The 17,290-nt window shown below is 68.5% G+C and carries 19 protein-coding genes and 1 tRNA gene; 8 read left to right on the top strand and 12 right to left on the bottom strand.

Annotated elements, in window-relative coordinates; translation table 11 throughout:
- Nucleotides 1-60: 60 nt before the first annotated feature.
- Complete coding sequence (nirK, locus tag F3S47_RS02150) at nt 61-1,185, bottom strand: copper-containing nitrite reductase (RefSeq protein ID WP_150443561.1); 1,125 nt, start codon at nt 1,183-1,185, stop codon at nt 61-63.
- A 203-nt stretch (nt 1,186-1,388) separates the two neighbouring features.
- On the opposite strand from nirK, the gene F3S47_RS02145 reads away from it, so the two are divergent.
- Complete coding sequence (locus F3S47_RS02145) at nt 1,389-1,835, top strand: pseudoazurin (RefSeq protein ID WP_223877690.1); 447 nt, start codon at nt 1,389-1,391, stop codon at nt 1,833-1,835.
- A 172-nt stretch (nt 1,836-2,007) separates the two neighbouring features.
- Here the strand turns inward: F3S47_RS02145 and F3S47_RS02140 are convergent.
- From F3S47_RS02140 to F3S47_RS02120, 5 genes are all read right to left on the bottom strand, one after another.
- A tRNA-Gln gene (locus F3S47_RS02140) sits at nt 2,008-2,082 on the bottom strand.
- Between the two features lie 53 nt (nt 2,083-2,135).
- Nucleotides 2,136-3,437 carry a mechanosensitive ion channel family protein gene (locus tag F3S47_RS02135; RefSeq protein ID WP_150443560.1) on the bottom strand — a complete coding sequence of 434 codons (1,302 nt, stop codon included), beginning with the start codon at nt 3,435-3,437 and terminating at the stop codon, nt 2,136-2,138.
- A 105-nt stretch (nt 3,438-3,542) separates the two neighbouring features.
- Nucleotides 3,543-4,490 carry a 1-phosphofructokinase family hexose kinase gene (locus F3S47_RS02130; RefSeq protein ID WP_150443559.1) on the bottom strand — a complete coding sequence of 316 codons (948 nt, stop codon included), beginning with the start codon at nt 4,488-4,490 and terminating at the stop codon, nt 3,543-3,545.
- A 73-nt stretch (nt 4,491-4,563) separates the two neighbouring features.
- On the bottom strand, nt 4,564-5,403 hold the full coding sequence (locus F3S47_RS02125) for an MBL fold metallo-hydrolase (protein ID WP_150443558.1): 840 nt from the start codon (nt 5,401-5,403) through the stop codon (nt 4,564-4,566).
- A gap of 168 nt (nt 5,404-5,571) precedes the next feature.
- A complete protein-coding gene (locus F3S47_RS02120) occupies nt 5,572-5,964 on the bottom strand; it encodes a metallopeptidase family protein (RefSeq protein ID WP_150443557.1) in 393 nt (130 codons plus the stop codon).
- A gap of 60 nt (nt 5,965-6,024) precedes the next feature.
- Here F3S47_RS02120 and gltX point away from each other — a divergent pair, with 60 nt between their 5' ends.
- The gene (gene gltX, locus F3S47_RS02115; RefSeq protein ID WP_150443556.1) at nt 6,025-7,344 is read left to right on the top strand and encodes a glutamate--tRNA ligase; all 1,320 of its coding nucleotides are present in this window, start codon (nt 6,025-6,027) and stop codon (nt 7,342-7,344) included.
- A 22-nt stretch (nt 7,345-7,366) separates the two neighbouring features.
- Here gltX and F3S47_RS02110 read toward each other — a convergent pair whose 3' ends face one another.
- From F3S47_RS02110 to F3S47_RS02100, 3 genes are read right to left on the bottom strand one after another with little or no spacing between them, the layout of a single operon-like run.
- Nucleotides 7,367-7,960 (bottom strand): gamma-glutamylcyclotransferase family protein, encoded by a 594-nt coding sequence (locus tag F3S47_RS02110; protein WP_150443555.1) that lies wholly within the window; start codon nt 7,958-7,960, stop codon nt 7,367-7,369.
- Nucleotides 7,957-10,482, bottom strand: coding sequence for an ABC transporter permease (locus tag F3S47_RS02105; protein WP_150443554.1), 2,526 nt, complete (start codon nt 10,480-10,482; stop codon nt 7,957-7,959). Before F3S47_RS02105 ends, F3S47_RS02110 begins: the two co-directional genes overlap by 4 nt.
- The gene (locus tag F3S47_RS02100; protein WP_150443553.1) at nt 10,479-11,171 is read right to left on the bottom strand and encodes an ABC transporter ATP-binding protein; all 693 of its coding nucleotides are present in this window, start codon (nt 11,169-11,171) and stop codon (nt 10,479-10,481) included. The genes F3S47_RS02105 and F3S47_RS02100 overlap by 4 nt, the downstream gene beginning before the upstream one ends.
- Here F3S47_RS02100 and F3S47_RS02095 point away from each other — a divergent pair.
- From F3S47_RS02095 to F3S47_RS02085, 3 genes are read left to right on the top strand one after another with little or no spacing between them, the layout of a single operon-like run.
- Nucleotides 11,170-11,850 carry an arylesterase gene (locus tag F3S47_RS02095; RefSeq protein ID WP_150443552.1) on the top strand — a complete coding sequence of 227 codons (681 nt, stop codon included), beginning with the start codon at nt 11,170-11,172 and terminating at the stop codon, nt 11,848-11,850. The genes F3S47_RS02100 and F3S47_RS02095 overlap by 2 nt on opposite strands.
- A gap of 1 nt (nt 11,851) precedes the next feature.
- A complete protein-coding gene (locus tag F3S47_RS02090; protein ID WP_150443551.1) occupies nt 11,852-12,460 on the top strand; it encodes an SOS response-associated peptidase in 609 nt (202 codons plus the stop codon).
- Between the two features lie 40 nt (nt 12,461-12,500).
- Nucleotides 12,501-12,704, top strand: coding sequence for a dodecin family protein (locus tag F3S47_RS02085; protein WP_150443550.1), 204 nt, complete (start codon nt 12,501-12,503; stop codon nt 12,702-12,704).
- Nucleotides 12,705-12,788: 84 nt separating this feature from the next.
- Here F3S47_RS02085 and F3S47_RS02080 read toward each other — a convergent pair whose 3' ends face one another.
- Nucleotides 12,789-12,995 carry a cold-shock protein gene (locus tag F3S47_RS02080; protein WP_150443549.1) on the bottom strand — a complete coding sequence of 69 codons (207 nt, stop codon included), beginning with the start codon at nt 12,993-12,995 and terminating at the stop codon, nt 12,789-12,791.
- Between the two features lie 438 nt (nt 12,996-13,433).
- On the opposite strand from F3S47_RS02080, the gene F3S47_RS19260 reads away from it, so the two are divergent.
- Nucleotides 13,434-13,610 carry a hypothetical protein gene (locus F3S47_RS19260; RefSeq protein WP_191090052.1) on the top strand — a complete coding sequence of 59 codons (177 nt, stop codon included), beginning with the start codon at nt 13,434-13,436 and terminating at the stop codon, nt 13,608-13,610.
- A 102-nt stretch (nt 13,611-13,712) separates the two neighbouring features.
- Nucleotides 13,713-14,303 carry a YdeI/OmpD-associated family protein gene (locus F3S47_RS02075; protein ID WP_150443548.1) on the top strand — a complete coding sequence of 197 codons (591 nt, stop codon included), beginning with the start codon at nt 13,713-13,715 and terminating at the stop codon, nt 14,301-14,303.
- Nucleotides 14,304-14,430: 127 nt separating this feature from the next.
- On the opposite strand, the gene F3S47_RS02070 is transcribed toward F3S47_RS02075, so the two are convergent.
- Nucleotides 14,431-14,637 carry a cold-shock protein gene (locus tag F3S47_RS02070; protein ID WP_150443547.1) on the bottom strand — a complete coding sequence of 69 codons (207 nt, stop codon included), beginning with the start codon at nt 14,635-14,637 and terminating at the stop codon, nt 14,431-14,433.
- 259 nt (nt 14,638-14,896) lie between these two features.
- Between F3S47_RS02070 and F3S47_RS02065 the strand changes: the two genes are divergently transcribed.
- Nucleotides 14,897-15,463 carry an REP-associated tyrosine transposase gene (locus tag F3S47_RS02065; RefSeq protein WP_150443546.1) on the top strand — a complete coding sequence of 189 codons (567 nt, stop codon included), beginning with the start codon at nt 14,897-14,899 and terminating at the stop codon, nt 15,461-15,463.
- Nucleotides 15,464-15,603: 140 nt separating this feature from the next.
- Here the strand turns inward: F3S47_RS02065 and ettA are convergent, their stop codons facing one another.
- On the bottom strand, nt 15,604-17,259 hold the full coding sequence (gene ettA, locus F3S47_RS02060; RefSeq protein WP_150443545.1) for an energy-dependent translational throttle protein EttA: 1,656 nt from the start codon (nt 17,257-17,259) through the stop codon (nt 15,604-15,606).
- Between the last annotated feature and the right edge of the window lie 31 nt (nt 17,260-17,290).

The raw sequence follows: 17,290 nt of genomic DNA, 5'->3' as shown, positions 1-17,290 counted from the left end.
CTTCAACGAAAAAGGGGCGGCCCGAGAGCCGCCCCAAATCCCACCTGCGCTCGAGTGGCGTCAGAACGCGCCGTAGGCGGTCGGGGCCTGCACCTGTTCCATCAGGTCGTTGTTCCAGGTCCCCTCGACCACGAAGTGGGCCGTCGCGCCGAGGTTCACCGCCTCGATGAGGTTGTGGTTCACGTAGGTGTAGACGCCGGGCTGGAGGAACTCGTAGAGCGCCGCTCCCGCCGAACCCCCGCGGATGAACCAGGTCTCGAAGTCCCGCGCAGGCGCGTTGTTGAACTTGCCGGCCTCCCAGACGAGGTCACCGTGCCCGCCGATCAGGTGCGGACGGCTGTCGCGGTTCGCCTGGGCGTGGATGATAAGGACCTTCTCCCCCACGTTGGCCTTGAGAGCCCTGTCGCCCGTCAGCGAGCCGACGGCCCCGTTGAAGACCACGTGGGTCGGGATGAGCCCGTTCATCACGTCCATCATGTCGGCGTACCCCGAGACCGCGTCCGGGTACCGGCGATAGGCGCCAGTCTCGTCCTTCGGAACGTAGAAGTCGTTCTCACCGATGTAGGCCAGGCGATCGTAGCGGACCGGGATGCCGTCGTGGTCCTTCAGCCCGTCGCGGGGCAGGATCATGACCGCGCCCGACATGCCCGAGACGACGTGCCAGGGGATCATCGAGCCGCCGGGCGCGCAGTGGTAGACGAAGACGCCGGGCCGGGTGGCCTTGAAGCGGAGGATCGTCTGCTCGCCGGGCATGACCTTGGTCAGGGCACCGCCCCCCAGCGCGCCGGTGGCGGCGTGGAAGTCGATGTTGTGCTCCAGCATGTTCGTCGGCGGGTTGCGCAGCGTGAGCTCGAGGTAGTCGCCTTCGTGGACCACCATCATCGGGCCCGGAACGGAGCCGTCGAAGGTCATCGCCTGCACCCAGGCGTCGTCGGCGATCTGCATCTCCTGTTCCACGATATCCATCGTGAACTCCACGACGCGGGGACCGCCCGGGGCGACCTGCTCATGCTCGTGGACAAAGGGCGGGGCGACCAGCTCGCGCTTGATGCGCGGCAGGTGCGCGACGTCCGATGCCACCGCGGCCGTCATGTCCGGTGCGCTCTCGGCCTTCGCGGCCGAAGCGAGGATCGGAGCGGCGGCTGCGCCAACGGCTCCGAGGAGTGCGGCTCTACGGGTGATCATCTGTCTGTCTCCTTCTCAATCCCGTATCGGATGAGCTGAAGGTACGAGGTCCGCCCGCGGCAAACGTTGTGCCAGAGCAAGCTTCGGGCGCGTTCGGGAAAAGTTCGCGACCTTCGCCGGAGTTTGCGCCGCAGCAACGTGTCGATCCGCGGAAATCCCCAGATTGGGGCCATCGATGTTCTCAAGACATGAAAGGACAGAACATGACCCGCATGAGCCTCGTGATCTCCACCGCGCTCGCCGCCCTCGTCGCGCAGAGCGCCGTCGCCGAGGAGCACGTCGTCAAGATGCTGAACCGGGGCGAGGCCGGCGCGATGGTCTTCGAGCCCGCCTTCATCGACGCCGAGGTAGGAGACACCGTGCGCTTCGTCCCGACCGATCGCGGCCACAACGCGGAGACGGTGGAAGGCATGGTTCCCGACGGCGCGGAGATGGTCGTCGGCGGCATGAACGAGGAGGTCGTCATCGAGGTCACCGAAGAAGGCGTCTACGGCATCCGCTGCAAGCCGCACTACGGCATGGGCATGGTCGCCGTGATCGCCGCCGGAGAGCCGGTGAACCTGGAAGAGGCCAGCGAGGTCCGCGCACCGGGCCGCGCCGCCTCGACTTTCGAGGAGCTGCTGTCGCGGACCGCGAAAACCGAAGGCTAGCTCGATCCCGGCGTTGAAGAGCAGCGCAGGAGAGCCTCGGCATCTTGTGAGAAATCCGGCCCGGCGTCCCCCTTGGGGGCGCCGGGATTTTTCAGTCGAGCGGCCCGGCGGGGGCACCCGGCCTGTCACATCGACACCGGCGCGTTCCGTACTCTCGCTGAAAGACGAAGGCTGGCTGGGGTGGTAGGATTCGAACCTACGGTACACGGTACCAAAAACCGCTGCCTTACCGCTTGGCTACACCCCAGCAGCAGGCGGGGAGATAGCGTCGGATTCGGAGGGGTGCAACCCCTTTGCGCGTCACTCCTTCCGGGCGTCCTCCCGCAGGAGGTCCCGGCTCGTCCTCTGGTTCCGCTCGGCGTCGACGATGGCGTCGAGATCCTCCGACGCCGTCTCGGCGACCGCATCCAGGGTGGCCGGCTCGCTCTCGGCCGAGGGGGCGGGGGCCGCGGGCGCGCTCTCGCCGGCCTGGACGATGGTGTAGGTGGTGTTCGGCATCTCGATGCCCGCCGCCGCGAAGGCGCGCTTGACCTGCCGCAGCGCCTCGCTGCGCGCGAGCAGGAGCGAATTCTCGCGCTGGTCGATCCAGCCGGTCGCCACCACTTCCACGCCGCTGTCGGTGATCTCGCCCAGCCAGACCATCGGGGCGGGGCTCTCCAGCGTGAAGGGGAGGCCCTGCACCGTCTGCAGCGCCAGCCGCTTCGCCTCCGCCAGGTCGGACATGAGATCGACACCGATGGTGAGCATGAAGCGCATCTCGGGGTTGGCGGAGAAGTTCACGATCCGGCTCTTGAAGACGGTCGCGTTCGGGATGCGGATCTGGTTGCCGTCGAAGTTGAGCAGGATCGTCGCGCGGCTCGTCAGCCGGATGACCTTGCCCTGGTCCCCGTTGATCTCGACGACGTCGTTGGGCCCGAAGGGCTGGCGGATCGAGAGCATGATGGAGGCGATGAAATTCTCCACGGTGTCGCGCACCGCGAAGCCGACGGCGAGGCCGATGATCCCCGCCGCGCCCAGGATCGTCGAGAGCAGCGCGGTGGCGTTCAGCACGTCGAGCGCGACGACCAGTCCGACGATGACGAAGACGACTCGGATCACGGCGCGGTAGACATCCGCGATGAAGGCGTTGGGCGCGATCCGGTCCCAGGGCCGCCGCAGCCGCGCGAGGGCGAAGCCGATCCCGACGATCACCGCGAAGATGGCTGCCGCGATCAGCACGAGGGGCAGGGCGATGAGGACGGATTCCACGCGCGTCCGGAACCGGTCCATCGCCGGGTTCAGGCGGCGTGCGATGTCCGCGGTCTCCGTCACCTCGTTCTTCACGGCGACCACGCCTTCGACGCGCTGTGCGAGTTCTCCGAGGGAGGTGACCTCCGGGGCCGAGGTGGTGGTGCCCTGCAGCGTCACGATGCCCTCCGCGACGCTGACGGTGACGTCCTCGTAGCCTCCGAGCTCGGCCAGGATCTCGCGGATTCGGCGTTCGACCGCGGCGTCTGTGACGCCGTCGCTGACGGCGGCGATGGGCCCGTCCGGCCCGGTGTCCTGAGCGCCCAGCGGCGGGGCGAGCAGGAGCAGGACAATAAGAAGGCGGAGAAGGGACATTGCAGCGGCACCGGGGACTGGATCGCGCCGCAGCCTATGCGGCGGCGCGACGGGCGGAAACCGCCCTTCGGGCCGATGGGCCTTCGGTGTTGCCGCCGGGTCCGATCAGAGTTCCGAAAGCCGGCAGTCGGGCAGGCAGCGCTCCACGTCCTCGAGATGGCAGAGCTGCGTTCCGGGGGTGGTCACGGCGGCCGATGCGGCGGCGGCCCCCCAGCGCATGGCTTCCGCCTCGTCCTGTCCCCGGGCGAGCGCCATGGTGAAGCCGCCGACGAAGCTGTCGCCCGCGCCGACCTTGGAATTCACGACGACCGGGGCGGCGGAGACATGCAGACGGCGATCGGCCGTCGCCATGACCGAGCCGTCCGCGCCGCGGGCGATAATCACCAGCCGGGCCGCCCCGCGCCGCACAAGGGAGGCGGCGAAGCCCGCGCTCTCTTCGCGAGAGGCCAGCGGACGCCGCGCCAGTTCCTCTCCCTCGTGCTGGTCCATGCGCAGCACGTAGGGCGGTTTCTTCTGACCCGCGGCCAGGTGGGCGAGGGCAGGGCCCGAGGTGTCGAGGATGATCTCCTCGTCGGTCTCGGCGAAATCGCCGCAGATCCGGGCGTAGAGGTCGGGCGCGGCGCCGGAGGGCCCGGAGCCCGACAGCACGAGGTAGCCGTCGCCGGTGGCGGCCTCGCGCAGCGCCTCGCGCACCGCGTCGATGTCGCTGCGGTGCCACTCGGGACCGGGGAGCATGAAACGCAGCTGGTCCATGGTCGAGAGATCGGTCACCGCGAGGCTCTGGCGGGTCTCGCCCGGTGCCTCGTAGACGACGGGTGTCAATCCGGCGCTGGTCAGCAGGTTGAGGAGCGCCTGCCCGGTGTCGCCGCCAAGGGCGACGAAGCAGCGCGACTGGCCTCCCATCTGGTGGATGGCCCGCGCCACGTTCAGGCCCCCGCCGCCCGGGTCGGTGTCGGGCGGGGAGCAGCGCAGCTTCACGTTCGGCTGGACGTGCGCGACCGAGGTCGCCAGGTCGAGCGCGGGGTTGAGCGTGACGGTGAGGATGTCGCGCATGTGGGGCCTCCGGACTTCGTTGGCGCTAACATGGCACGTCGGCCAACGCCTTGAAAGCCACCCCGGAGCTCTCTCAGCCCGGCATCAGCTGGTAGAGATGCGGCACGTACCGGAAGCCGTCACCCTCCCGTTCGACGTATCCGCAGGCCGGGAAAGGCATGTGGTAGCCGATCATCGGGACCCGGTCGTCGGCAAGCTGCGAGAGCACCCGCCGCCGTGTCGCCGCGGCCTGCGTCTTGTCCATGTCGAAGGTCACCTCCCAGTCCGGGTGGGCCAGCGAATAGACCGGATGGTTCGCCACGTCGGCGAAGAGGTAGAGGCGCCGGGAGTCGCTCTCGAGCTGGAAGGTCATGTGCCCGGGGGTGTGGCCAAAGGCGGCCTCGGCGGTGATGCCGGACAGGACGGCGTCACCGTCATCGAGGAACCGGATCCGCTCGGCGAGCGGCCTGACCTTGCTCTCGAAGGCCTCGCTGTCGCGCTTCGACCAGGCGTCGTATTCGACCGCGCCAGTCAGGTACTGGGCCTGCGGAAAGGTCTCTTCGCCGCTCTCGTCGGTCAGCCCGCCGATGTGGTCGCCGTGGAGGTGGGTCAGGACGACATGCGTGATGTCCCCGGTCCCGTAGCCGGCCGCCGAGAGCGCCGCGACGAGCCCCTCGGCCTTGAGCCCCGTGTCGAAGAGCACCCGCTCCGAGCCGGTATCCACCAGCGTCGGGGTGAAGAAGAACTGGGCCCAGTCCGTCGGCAGGAAGGCGGCGCGGCTCGCGGCCGCGAAGGTCTCGGCGTCGACGTTCAGGCCGAAAATCGAATGCGGGTCCTCGCGCCGCGGCGAACCGGCGAGCAGCGTGGTGACCTTCCAGTCGCCGAGGCGGAAGTCGCGGAACCGGGGCAGGTGGGCCGGGGACGGATCGGGCATGGCGGTCTCCTTCTCGTCGGCTCAGTTAGGTCCGACAGTCCGAATGACGAAGAGGCTCGCAAGCGTCAAATAGTTAACGAAGAGGGCGATGAGTGAGATTATCATTTAATGACAATGGTTTATCTCCATGTCCAAGCTTGGACAGGCTGCGGCCCTTCCCGTGCTTGGCTACTCCCACCAAGGATCGATTGCGGCGATATCGTCGTCCGACCAGCCGAAATGATGCGCAAACTCGTGCACCGTCACGTGACCCACGAGCTCCGCCACCGTAACGTTCCCCCGGTCCGCCCATTCGTCGAGGATCGGCCGCCGGAAGAGCCAGACCGTATCCGGCCCCTGCGGCACGTCCATCACCGATTTCTCCGTCATCGGAACCCCCTCGTAGAGCCCGGTGAGGTCGAAGTCCCCGGCCTGCATCTCCTCGAGGATCTCCTCGGGCGGAAAGTCGACGACCCGCAGGGCGACCTCCAGCGCGGCCTTGCGAAAGGGCTCGGGCAGGATCTCGATGGCACGGCGGGCGCAGGCCTCGATTTCCTCGAGGCTGGGAGCGGTCTGGTCCATGGGCCCGATATGGACAATCCCGGCCCGCTGTGGAAGAGCGCGCGCCAAAGGAGCCGCGCCATGACCACCACCCGCTTCGCCCCCTCTCCGACCGGTTACCTGCACATCGGCAACCTGCGCGCCGCGCTCTTCAACTACGCCATCGCCCGGCAGGTCGGCGGCGATTTCATCCTGCGCATCGACGACACCGACCCCGAGCGGTCGAAGGAAGACTACGTCGACGCGATCAAGGAGGATCTCACCTGGCTCGGCCTCGACTGGGACCGGATCGAGCGCCAGTCCGAGCGGCTCGACCGCTACGCCGCCGCTCAGCAGAAGCTGATCGAGATGGGCCGGCTCTACGAGTGCTTCGAGACGCCGACCGAGCTCGACCTCAAGCGCAAGAAGCAGCTCAACATGGGCCGCCCGCCGGTATACGACCGCGCCGCTCTCGATCTATCGAACGAGGAGAAGGACCGCCTGCGCGCCGAACGTGGCGGCTACTGGCGCTTCAAGCTCGACCAGGAGCGGATCGAGTGGGAGGACGGCATCCTCGGCCCGATCTCCATCGACGCGGCGTCCGTCTCCGATCCGGTCCTGATCCGCGCGGACGGGCAGGTGCTCTACACCATCGCCTCCGTCGTCGATGACACCGAGATGGGGATCACGGACGTCGTGCGCGGCTCGGACCACGTGACCAACACCGCCACCCAGATCCAGATCATCCAGGCGCTGGGCGGCACCGTGCCCCGCTTCGCCCACCACTCGCTGCTAACCGGTCCGCACGGCGAGGCGCTTTCCAAGCGGCTCGGCACGCTCTCCCTCCGCGACCTCCGCGCCCGCGGCATCGCACCCGCGGCGATCCTCTCGCTCATGGCGCGGCTCGGCTCGTCCCAGCCCGTGGAGCTGCGCGAGACGACCGAGGCCGTGGTCGAAGGCTTCGACCTGTCGTCCTTCGGCTCGGCGCCGACCAAGTTCGACAGCGAGGACCTCGTCCCGCTGACGCACCGCTGGCTCGTCGGCCGTCCCTACGAGGAGGTGAAGGACGACGTACTGGCGCTCGGCGTGCCCGAGCACCTTGGCCCCGTGTTCTGGGATGTCGTGCGCGAGAACATCGACACGCTCTCCGACATGGCCGGCTGGTGGCGCCTCTTCTACGAGGGTGCCTCTCCCGAGGTCCCCGAGGAGGATCGGGCCTTCGTGGAAGAAGCGCTCGGGCTTCTGGGGGAGCCTCCCTACACCGAGACGACCTGGTCCGACTGGACCGGCGCGGTGAAGGAGGCGACGGGCCGCAAGGGGAAGGGCCTCTTCATGCCGCTCCGCCAGGCAGTCACGGGTATGGACCGGGGCCCCGAGATGGCACAGGTCATGCGCCTGATGCAGGTGAAGCCCTCGCTCTGACCCGGCCGGTTAGGCTAGAGGATCAGGCCGCGCCGAGACGGGAGAGGTCGTAGGCCTCCGGCCCCGCGACCCGCGCGCCGGTCTCGTCGAGGATCCGGTCCACTTTCCTCCGCTCGTCGGGCGAGAGAAGCTGCGGGCGGGGGTAGATCGGAGCCTCCCGGTCGTCGAGCACCGGTGCATCCCAGCCCCGGGTGGAGGCGACGAAACGGTCGACGCCGTCCTGCCCGAAGAGCCGCAGGTAGCCCTGGACCACGACGTCGATGTAGCTCAGCAGGATGGGATGCGAGACGTCGGGCGGCTCCAGCTTGTCGGACTCGATCTCGTAGACCACAGTTGGGCCGATCTCGCCGTCATGCCGGACAAGCTCGGTCACGTCGCGGCGGGCGTAGGCCCGTTCCCTCTCGTCCAGCGCGCGCCAGTCGGCCCCCGGCACGTCGGCGACCACGCCCTCGATCTCGGAGTCCTCGGCGCGTTCCACCGAGAGGAAGGCCACAGGGCGGAGCTGCGCGTGCCGCCACACGCGTCGCCAGCCCGAGAGGCGGGCCGGACGTGCGCCGGGATAGTCGTGGGTGGAGAGATTGACGAGCGAGCCGTAGCCGAAGAACCGATGTGTCATTCGCGGGCCCTTAGCACACGGGCCGGGCGCGCAGCCAGCGGCCGGAGCGCGAAGAGCAGGCCCGCGACCAGCGTCGCGGCCATCCCGCCCAGAACGATGGCAAGCGCGTTGCCCCAGATCACCGCGTAATCGGTCTCCATGACGAAGGTGCTCACGGCCCACCCCCCGAGCAGCCCCGCCGCCAGCGCGACGCCGCCCGCCGCGAGGCCCAGAAGGGCGGAGCGCAGGGCGAAGCTCGCGAGGATGCGCCGCCGGCTTGCGCCGAGGGTCTTGAGCACGGCGCTCTCGTAGACGCGGCTCCTCTCGCCGGCGGCAGCTGCACCGATGAGCACGAGGAAGCCCGTCAGGAGCGTCGCGGCCGCACCGTAGCGGGTCGCGGCGGAGATGCCCTGAAGCAGTTCCAGCACCCGGTCGATCCCCTCTCGGATCGAGATCGCGGTCACGTTCGGATAGGCCTGCGTCACGTCGCGGAGGATCGCCGCCTCGGCCTCTTCATCTGCGTAGACCGTGCTGATCCAGCTGTGCGGGGCGCCGGCCAGGGCCGAGGGGTTCATCGACAGGACGAAGCCGATCCCCGCCGTCTCGAACTCCACCTCGCGGAAGCTCGCGATCTCGGCGGTGATGTCCCGCCCGAGGATGTTGAGGGTGATCTCGTCGCCGAGAGCCAGCCCGATCTCCGCGGCCTCCTCGGCGGCGAAGCTGACGAGGGGCGGGCCGTCGTAGTCCTCCGGCCACCACTCTCCCGCGGTCAGCACGGTGTCGTCGGGCAGCTCTTCGGAATAGGTCACGCCCCGGTCCCCCTGAACGACCCAGTGGCCCCCGGCCACTTCGGTCGCGGGCGCGCCGTTGATCCGGGTGATGATGCCCCGGAGCATAGGTGCGGCGTCGACCCGGCTGACGGCGGGATCGGTCTCGACCCGTTCGCGGAAGCCGTCGATCTGGTCGGGCTGGATGTCCACGAAGAAGTAGGAGGGTGCGACCTCCGGCAGTTCGCCCGAGATCGACTGGCGGATATTTCCGTCGATCTGGCCGATCCCCGCGAGCACGGCGAGACCGAGGCCGAGGGAGAGGACCACCGACGTCGCCTCGCCGCCCCGCGCTCCGATGGCGCCGAGGGCGAGCCGCAGCGCCGGACGGCCGCGCGCCGCGTGGCCGGACCGTCGGGCGAGGGCCCGCGCCAGCGCCGCCGCCAGCGCCAGCAGCGCGAGCGACCCGGCGATGCCGCCGGCCGTCCAGAGCGTGAGTTCGACGGTGCCCGAGAACCAGATGGCGGCCGCCAGCAGGACGAGGAGAAGCGCGCCGGTGGCCGCGATGTAGCGGGGCCGGGGCAGGGCGCTGCCGCCCGAAAGGGAGTCGCGGAAGAGCGTCGCGGCGCGCACCTCCTCTGCCCGGGCCAGGGGCCAGAGCGTGAAGATCAGCGCGGCGAGGACCCCGTAGAGTGCGGCCTCCAGCAGGGGGGCCGGATAGAGGCCGAGGTCGATGGGCACGGGCAGCCGCGACTCGATCAGCGGGGAGAGCAGCAGCGGCGCCCCGGCCCCCAGGATCAGACCCAGGAGGATGCCCAGGCAGGTCAGCGCGCCGATCTGCAGGAAGTAGCTGCGGAAGATCACCGCCCGGCTCGCGCCGAAGGTCTTGAGCACGGCGATGACCTCGGTCTTGCCCGCGAGATAGGCGCGCACCGCCGCCGAGACGCCGACGCCGCCCACCGCGAGCCCCGAGAGCCCGACGAGGATCAGGAAGGCCCCGAGCCGGTCGACGAAGCGCGCGATGCCGGGCGCGCCCGCCCGCGCGTCGCGCCAGCGCAGGCCGCTGTCGCGCCAGAGCCTTTCCGCCTGCGCTTCCAGCGCCGCGAGGTCCGCGCCCTCCGGCAGATCCAGCCGGTACTGTGTCTCGAAGAGGGTGCCTTCCTGGATAAGGCCGCTCTCGGCGAGGTCCTCGGTTCGCACGATGGTCCGTGGCCCAAGCCCGAAGCCCGCGCCGGAGTTGTCGGGGTAGCGTTCGAGGATGGCGGAGAGGACGAACTCCTGCTCGCCCAGCCGGAAGCTGTCGCCGGGCGAGAGCGCGAGGCGGTCCGCGAGCACCGGCTGCATGACGGCCCCGGGCCGGTCGCCGCTACCGGCGAAGGCCTCCGTCAGCGGCATCTCGGGCGAGAGCTCCACCGCGCCCACGAGGGGGTAGAGGTCGTCCACAGCCTTGACCTGGGTCAGGCCTCGCTCGGCCTCGTCGCGGTCGACCACGGCCATCGACCGGAAGTCGACCGTCTCCGACACGCGGTCCGCGATCCCCTCCAGCCAGGCCAGTTCCTCGTCCCGGGCGAAACGGTAGGTGAACTCGACCTCGGCGTCGCCGCCAAGCAGAGCCGCGCCCTCGCGCTCCAGCCCCGCCTCGATGGAGGACCGCACGGTGCCGACGGCGGCAATGGCGGCCACGCCGAGAGCGAGGCAGGCGAGGAAGATGCGAAAGCCCGCGAGCCCGCCGCGCAACTCCCGGCGGGCGATCCGGGCGGAGACCTGCCAGCTCATTCCGCGGCCCTCGCCTCCGGCGTCTCGATCCGGCCGTCACGGAGCCGCACGACCCGGTCGCAGCGCCGTGCCAGTTCCAGCGCGTGGGTGACCATCACGAGCGTCGCTCCGTGCCGGTCGCGCAGGCCGAAGAGCAGGTCGATGATCGTCCCGCCCGTCGTCTCGTCGAGATTGCCGGTCGGTTCGTCCGCGAGCAGGATCGCGGGGCGGGGCGCGGCCGCCCGGGCCAGCGCCACGCGCTGCTGCTCGCCGCCCGACATCTGGCCGGGGTAGTGGCCTGCCCGGTGGGCCAGTCCCACGGCCTCTAGCTCTGCCTCGGCCCGCTCGAAGGCGTCGCGGTGACCCGCCAGTTCTAGCGGCGTCGCCACGTTCTCCAGTGCGGTCATCGTCGGGATCAGGTGGAAGCTCTGGAAGACCACCCCCATATTGTCCCTTCTGAACCGCGCGAGCCCGTCCTCGTCCATCGCCGTCAGGTCCTGACCGAGCGCGGTGATGGTCCCCGAGGTCGCGGCCTCGAGCCCGCCCATGAGCATGAGGAGCGACGACTTGCCCGATCCGCTTGGCCCCACCAGCCCCAGCGTCTGTCCCCGGTCCACCTCCAGCGAAACCGAGTGGAGTATCTCCACCGGCCCCGCGTTGCCGTCGAGCGTGAGGGAAACGCGGTCGAGAGAAAGGGCGGGGTCTGTCATGGGGCACCTGTCCGGACTGCTCGGTTCATTCCGATATGGATCCCGGGCCCTTCTCTGCAACAGCGCGATCTGTCTCATTGTCGGCAGTTCCGCCGCCGCCGCGCAGCAGGCCACGGTGGCCGCGCTGGGCGACAGCCTCACCCAGGGCTACGGGCTCCCGGCGGAGGAGGGCTTCGTGCCGACGCTCGAGGCCTGGCTGCGGGAGCAGGGGGCCGATGTCGAGATCGTGAACGCGGGCGTCTCCGGGGACACGACGGCGGGCGGGCTCTCGCGGGTGGACTGGACGCTGACCGACGAGGTCGATGCGATGATCGTGGCGCTCGGCGGGAACGACATGCTGCGGGGGATCGACCCCGCCGTGAGCCGCGAGAATCTCGCCGGCATCCTGGATGCCGCGCAGAAGGCGGAGGTCGAGGTGCTTCTCGTGGGCATGCAGGCGCCCGGCAACTACGGGCCGGACTACAAGGCCGCCTTCGACGCGATGTACCCCGAACTCTCGGAGGATTACGGCACGCTGCTCTTCCCGAGCTTCTTCGAGGGCTTCGACATGGGCGAGGACATCTCCTCGGCGGGCGAATTCATGCAGTCCGACGGCATTCATCCGAACGCCCGCGGGGTGGAGGTGATCGTCGAGGCGATGGGCCCCGCCGTGCTGGACCTCGTCGAGAGCATCGAGTGAGATGCCGGGGCGGTTCTTCCTGACCCGCCCGGCCGGGGAGGTCTCGGCTTTCATCGGCGCGGAGGTGCCGGAGGATCCGCCCCGCCGCAATATCGCACCGGGTCAGCAGATCATCGCGCGGAGCGCCAACGGGGCGGGACCCATGCGCTGGGGCATCATCCCGGTCGGCCGCAAGAACGCGCGCGGCCGCCCGGTGATGGAGACGCTGATCAATGCGCGCTCCGAGACCGTCTTCGACAAGTCGGCCTACGAGGGTGTCGGCCGCGCGGTCGTGCCGGTCGAGGGCTGGTACGAGTGGACCGGGGCGGCCCGCCGCAAGACGGCCTGGGAGATCCGGCCCAGAGATGGCGGTCTCATGGCCTTAGCAGCGATCTGCGACACCTGGCGCGCCCCCGGCGGGCAGGAGGTGGCCCAAGTCGCCACCGTCACCTGCGAGCCGAACGCGGACGTCCGGCCGATCCATCACCGGATGGCGGTCATCCTGGAGCCGGAGACTATCGAGACCTGGCTGACAGGCACCGAGGCGGAGGCGGCAGAGCTCATGCGCCCTTGGCCGGACGGTCGGCTGACAGTCGCCGAGGCGGTGGGCGTGGATTGGAACGGGCCCTGAGCGCACTCGTTGGATCTCCAGACAACGGAAGGAGGCTCCAATGTCCGTAGCCAAGGTTACCGAAATCATCGCCGAGTCCCCGTCCAGCTTCGACGACGCCGTCAAGCAGGGGATCGATCGCGCCAGCAAGACGCTCAAGAACGTTCAGAGCGCCTGGGTCAACGAGCAGAAGGTCGTGGTCGAGAACGGCTCCATCGCCGTGTATCGCGTCGCGCTGAAGGTCACCTTCGTGCTCGACGATTGATCGCGCACCGGACCGGCATGACCGGAAACGAAAAACGGGCGGTGCCGTCGGCACCGCCCGTTTCATGTGAGGATGTGTCGAGGATCAGGCGAGCTGCAGGTTCGTCGCGCTCTGCCGGCCGTCGCGGCCGTCCTCGATGTCGAAGGTCACCTTCTGGTTGTCCTTCAGGCCGGTCAGGCCCGACCGCTCGACGGCGGTGATGTGGACGAAAACGTCCTTAGATCCGCCGTCGGGGGCGATGAAGCCGTAGCCTTTGGTGGTGTTGAACCATTTCACGGTGCCGGTGGCCATTTCCGTGTCTCCTAGTCGTTTCGTACCGCTCGCGGGAGTGCAGCGGGTAGGCTCGTCAGTCGCTGGCAACTGGCTGCGACCTTCGAGAGGAGACAGTGGCAGGCCAAGATAACGTCGCAATGACCCAAATAAGGATCACGCTGAGTCGGAGCAAGATGGATGAACGATCAGGCGTCTCGCCTGCCGAGATTTCCGCGCTGGTGAGCGGAAAGCCGCGTTCAGATCAGGGCGAAGTCCCGGAACGTATGGCGAACCGGCTTCTTCGGGCCCGGCAGCTCGGGGCGATAGTAGCGGGTCGGGTCGGGCGCGTCCTTCCGGGACATGTGAACTCCTCGCGTTTGATCCGACGGCCCAACGGACGCGATCCCGGCAGGTTCCGAGGGGAACCGGGGTCCTGTCCCTCGGTTGGGGCCGCAACGCATGACCAAGGAGGGTCCCATGTCCTTCATGAACTTCGCCAAGAAGGCCGCACGAAGCTACGCGGCGTCGCAGTCCCATTCGGCGCATCACCGCCCCGGGCGTTATCGTCCTGGCTACGGGCAGCGGGTTTCGCCCAAGGCGACCGCCGCCCATTCCGCGGTCCGCGAGGGGCGCAAGCTGCTCCGCCGGCTTTGAGGCCGGACGGCTAGACGAGATCAGGGGCGTGCCGGAAGGCGCGCCCCTTTTTCGTTCCTTGACCGCAGGGCAGGCGGTAGACTGCGGGGCAGGGGAGGGCCCATGACCAACCGCGCCCGTCGCATCGACGTCTACATGCAGAAGGCCACGCAGTGGCGGGCCGAGATGGAGGCCCTGCGCGAGATCGTTCTCGCGACGCCGGTGCACGAGACCTTCAAGTGGCGCCAGCCCTGCTACACCTATGACGACTCCAACATCTGCATCCTCAGCTCCTACAAGCCCGGCGCGACGCTGAGCTTCCCCCGTGGCGCGCTGATGAAGGATCCGGAGGGGCTGCTCTTCGCGCCTGGCGAGAACACCCGGGCGGCGCGCTTCATGCGCTTCTCGAGCGTCGAAGAGGTGGCGGAGAGGGAGGAGACGCTGAGGAGCTACCTGCTGGAGGCGATCGAGCTCGTGAAGTCGGGGCGCAAGGTCGATTTCGAGGCGACCCGGGAGATCGACCGGCCGGACGAGCTGATCGACCGTCTCGACGACGATCCGGAGTATCGCGAGGCTTTCGACGGGCTCACCCCGGGCCGGCAGCGCTCCTGGTGCCTGCATTTCGGCGGCGCCAAGAAGGCGGAGACCCGGGCCTCTCGTGTCGAGAAGGCGCGGGAGAAGGTGCTGTCTGGGAAGGGCTGGAACGAGCGCTAGCGTCGGGTGTCCAAGTTTGGACAGGCGGCAAGCTGCTGGTCTGGAACGAAAAAAGGGTTAACGCGCTCTGGCGTTAACCCTTGCATGCGAGGGCCGCGGGCGCGCTCGGCGCCGCGGCCGGAGCGGCTCAGGCCAGCTCGAGGTTCGCGGCGCTTTCGCGGCCGTCACGGCCGGCTTCCACGTCGTAGGAGACCTTCTGGTCATCCTTGAGGCCGGTCAGGCCGGCACGCTCGACGGCGGAGATGTGGACGAAGACGTCCTTGCCGCCCGTGTCGGGCGCGATGAAGCCGAAGCCTTTGGTGGCGTTGAACCATTTCACGGTGCCAGTGGCCATCGTGGGTATCCTTACTGTCTTTCGCTGCCCGCGAGATTGCGGCAGCCCGGCTCGGTCACGTCTGGTTCGAGGACTGTGAGCCGTGGAGCAAAACAGAAGGGTCGAATAGAAGATCGGTCGCAAGGGGCGTGTGACAGGTGTGGCGAGTCGGCGCAAGGAAATTCGGTGTGAGGTGGGGAGGCGTGCCGGGCTGAAGCCCGGCCTACGGAGCGGCATGGCCGGTAGGGGTTCCTCAACGGTCTCGGTCCATTGTGGTCCGATGTCGATCTACATTCGTCCGAGGGTCCCCGGCGCGACGGTGTTCTTCACTGTCACCCTGGCGCACCGTGGAACTACGCTCCTGACGGAGCACATCGACCTCCTCCGTGATGCGGTCCGGAAAACGCGGGCAGAACGGCCCTTCGGTGTCGATGGGTGGGTGGTCCTGCCGGACCATCTGCACGCGGTCTGGACCCTTCCCGACGACGACGCCGACTTCTCGACGCGTTGGGGGGCCATCAAGGCACGGTTCACGATGGCCGTCCGGGCGCGGTGCGACGATGGCGGGACGGTAGGCCGGGCTTCAGCCCGGCTCCCCGACGAGCTGCCGGTCGTGCGATCGGGCCGGTATGCCGGGCTGAAGCCCGGCCTACGCCCATCGAAGCGGGAGACGGGCATCTGGCAACGCCGGTTCTGGGAGCATCACATCCGCAACGCCGAGGATTACCGGAACCATGTCCGGTACTGCCTCGTGAATCCGGTCAAGCACGGGCTCGTGGAGCGGCCGGAGGAGTGGCCCTGCTCCTCGATCCACCGTGACATCCGGGAGGGAAGGTTCGCCGCGTAGGGTGGGTTTCAACCCACCGCGCCTCGATGGTCGTGGGGCGGTATGGGGTGGGTGGGGTGGAACCCCACCCTACGGGCGCCGTGGTCTTTCAACTCACCGCGCAACGATGATCTCGCCGCGCGGTGGTGTGGAACCCCAACCTACCGGGCGAACTTCTTGAACTTCACGCGCTTGGGCTCGAGGGCGTCCTCGCCGAGGCGGCGTTTCTTGTCCTCCTCGTAGTCCTCGAAGTTGCCCTGGAACCACTCGACGTGGGCCTCGCCCTCGAAGGCGAGGATGTGGGTGCAGATGCGGTCGAGGAAGAAACGGTCGTGGGAGATCACCACGGCGCAGCCGGCGAAATCGACGAGCGCATCCTCCAGCGCGCGCAGCGTCTCCACGTCGAGGTCGTTGGTCGGCTCGTCGAGCAGCAGCACGTTGCCGCCCGATTTCAGCAGCTTGGCCATGTGAACCCGGTTGCGCTCGCCGCCGGAGAGCAGGCCGACCTTCTTCTGCTGGTCGCCGCCCTTGAAGTTGAAGGCGCCGCAGTAGGCGCGGGAGTTCATCTGGGCGTCGCCCAGCTGGATCACTTCGCCGCCGCCGGAAATCTCTTCCCAGACGGTCTTGTCGGGGTCGAGCGCGTCGCGGGACTGGTCGACGTAGGAGAGCTCCACCGTCTCGCCCCAGTCGATGGTGCCCTCGTCGGGCACCTCCTGGCCGGTGAGCATCTTGAAGAGCGTGGACTTGCCCGCGCCGTTGGGGCCGATCACGCCGACGATGCCACCCGGGGGCAGGGAGAAGCTCAGGTCCTCGATCAGGAGCTTGTCGCCCATCGCCTTCTTCAGGCCCTCGACCTCGATCACCTTGCCGCCGAGGCGCTGGCCGTTGGGGATGATGATCTGGGCCTTGCCGATCTTCTCGCGTTCGGACTGGCTCGCCATTTCCTCGTAGGCCGAGATCCGGGCCTTGGATTTCGCCTGCCGCGCCTTCTGGCCCTGGCGCATCCACTCGAGCTCGCGCGAGAGGGTGCGTTGCTTGGCCTTGTCCTCGCGCGCTTCCTGCTCGAGCCGCTTGGCCTTCTGCTCCAGCCAGGCGGAGTAGTTGCCCTCGTAGGGAATGCCCCGGCCGCGGTCGAGCTCGAGGATCCAGCCGGTGATGGAATCGAGGAAGTAACGGTCGTGCGTGACGATCAGGCAGGTGCCCTTGTACTCGATCAGGTGGTTCTGCAGCCAGGCGATGGTCTCGGCGTCGAGGTGGTTCGTCGGCTCGTCGAGCAGCAGCATGTCGGGCGCTTCGAGCAGCAGCTTGCAGAGCGCCACGCGGCGGCGCTCGCCACCCGAGAGATCGGCCACCGAGGCATCGTCGGGCGGGCAGCGCAGGGCCTCCATCGCCACGTCGATCTGCGCATCGAGATCCCAGAGGTTCTGGCTGTCGATCTCGTCCTGCAGGGTCGCCATCTCCTCGGCGGTCTCGTCCGAGTAGTTCATCGCGAGCTCGTTGAAGCGCTCGATCTTCGCCTGCTTCTCGGCGACGCCGTCCATGACGTTCTCGCGGACCGTGCGGGTCTCGTCGAGCTCGGGCTCCTGCGGCAGGTAGCCGACCTTGGCGCCCTCGGCGGCCCAGGCCTCTCCGGTGAAGTCCTTGTCGAGGCCGGCCATGATGCGCATGAGCGTCGACTTGCCCGAGCCGTTGACGCCGACGACGCCGATCTTCACGCCGGGCAGGAAGCTCAGCCGGATGTTCTCGAAGGTCTTCTTGCCGCCCGGATAGGTCTTGGACACGCCGTCCATGTGGTAGACGTACTGGTAGCTCGCCATGAGGGTGCTCCTTCGGGAAATCTCGGGGCGG

Origin of the sequence: Histidinibacterium aquaticum (assembly GCF_008710275.1) — a bacterium.
Lineage (GTDB): Bacteria > Pseudomonadota > Alphaproteobacteria > Rhodobacterales > Rhodobacteraceae > Oceanicola > Oceanicola aquaticus.
The sequence above is the reverse complement of the archived record's forward strand: the minus strand, read 5'-3'. Positions and strand labels throughout refer to the sequence as shown.

Bases quoted from the DNA above. Each gene is read 5' to 3' on its own strand.
- gltX (WP_150443556.1), top strand. From the start codon at position 6,025: ATGACCACCACCCGCTTCGCCCCCTCTCCGACCGGTTACCTGCACATC.
- F3S47_RS02120 (WP_150443557.1), bottom strand. From the start codon at position 5,964: ATGGACCAGACCGCTCCCAGCCTCGAGGAAATCGAGGCCTGCGCCCGC.
- F3S47_RS02090 (WP_150443551.1), top strand. From the start codon at position 11,852: ATGCCGGGGCGGTTCTTCCTGACCCGCCCGGCCGGGGAGGTCTCGGCT.
- nirK (WP_150443561.1), bottom strand. From the start codon at position 1,185: ATGATCACCCGTAGAGCCGCACTCCTCGGAGCCGTTGGCGCAGCCGCC.
- F3S47_RS02070 (WP_150443547.1), bottom strand. From the start codon at position 14,637: ATGGCCACTGGCACCGTGAAATGGTTCAACGCCACCAAAGGCTTCGGC.
- F3S47_RS02130 (WP_150443559.1), bottom strand. From the start codon at position 4,490: ATGCGCGACATCCTCACCGTCACGCTCAACCCCGCGCTCGACCTGGCG.
- F3S47_RS02105 (WP_150443554.1), bottom strand. From the start codon at position 10,482: ATGAGCTGGCAGGTCTCCGCCCGGATCGCCCGCCGGGAGTTGCGCGGC.
- F3S47_RS02125 (WP_150443558.1), bottom strand. From the start codon at position 5,403: ATGCCCGATCCGTCCCCGGCCCACCTGCCCCGGTTCCGCGACTTCCGC.
- F3S47_RS02065 (WP_150443546.1), top strand. From the start codon at position 14,897: ATGTCGATCTACATTCGTCCGAGGGTCCCCGGCGCGACGGTGTTCTTC.
- F3S47_RS02085 (WP_150443550.1), top strand. From the start codon at position 12,501: ATGTCCGTAGCCAAGGTTACCGAAATCATCGCCGAGTCCCCGTCCAGC.
- F3S47_RS02100 (WP_150443553.1), bottom strand. From the start codon at position 11,171: ATGACAGACCCCGCCCTTTCTCTCGACCGCGTTTCCCTCACGCTCGAC.
- F3S47_RS02135 (WP_150443560.1), bottom strand. From the start codon at position 3,437: ATGTCCCTTCTCCGCCTTCTTATTGTCCTGCTCCTGCTCGCCCCGCCG.
- F3S47_RS02145 (WP_223877690.1), top strand. From the start codon at position 1,389: ATGACCCGCATGAGCCTCGTGATCTCCACCGCGCTCGCCGCCCTCGTC.
- F3S47_RS02080 (WP_150443549.1), bottom strand. From the start codon at position 12,995: ATGGCCACCGGCACCGTGAAATGGTTCAACACCACCAAAGGCTACGGC.
- F3S47_RS02075 (WP_150443548.1), top strand. From the start codon at position 13,713: ATGACCAACCGCGCCCGTCGCATCGACGTCTACATGCAGAAGGCCACG.
- F3S47_RS02110 (WP_150443555.1), bottom strand. From the start codon at position 7,960: ATGACACATCGGTTCTTCGGCTACGGCTCGCTCGTCAATCTCTCCACC.
- F3S47_RS02095 (WP_150443552.1), top strand. From the start codon at position 11,170: ATGGGGCACCTGTCCGGACTGCTCGGTTCATTCCGATATGGATCCCGG.
- F3S47_RS19260 (WP_191090052.1), top strand. From the start codon at position 13,434: ATGTCCTTCATGAACTTCGCCAAGAAGGCCGCACGAAGCTACGCGGCG.
- ettA (WP_150443545.1), bottom strand. From the start codon at position 17,259: ATGGCGAGCTACCAGTACGTCTACCACATGGACGGCGTGTCCAAGACC.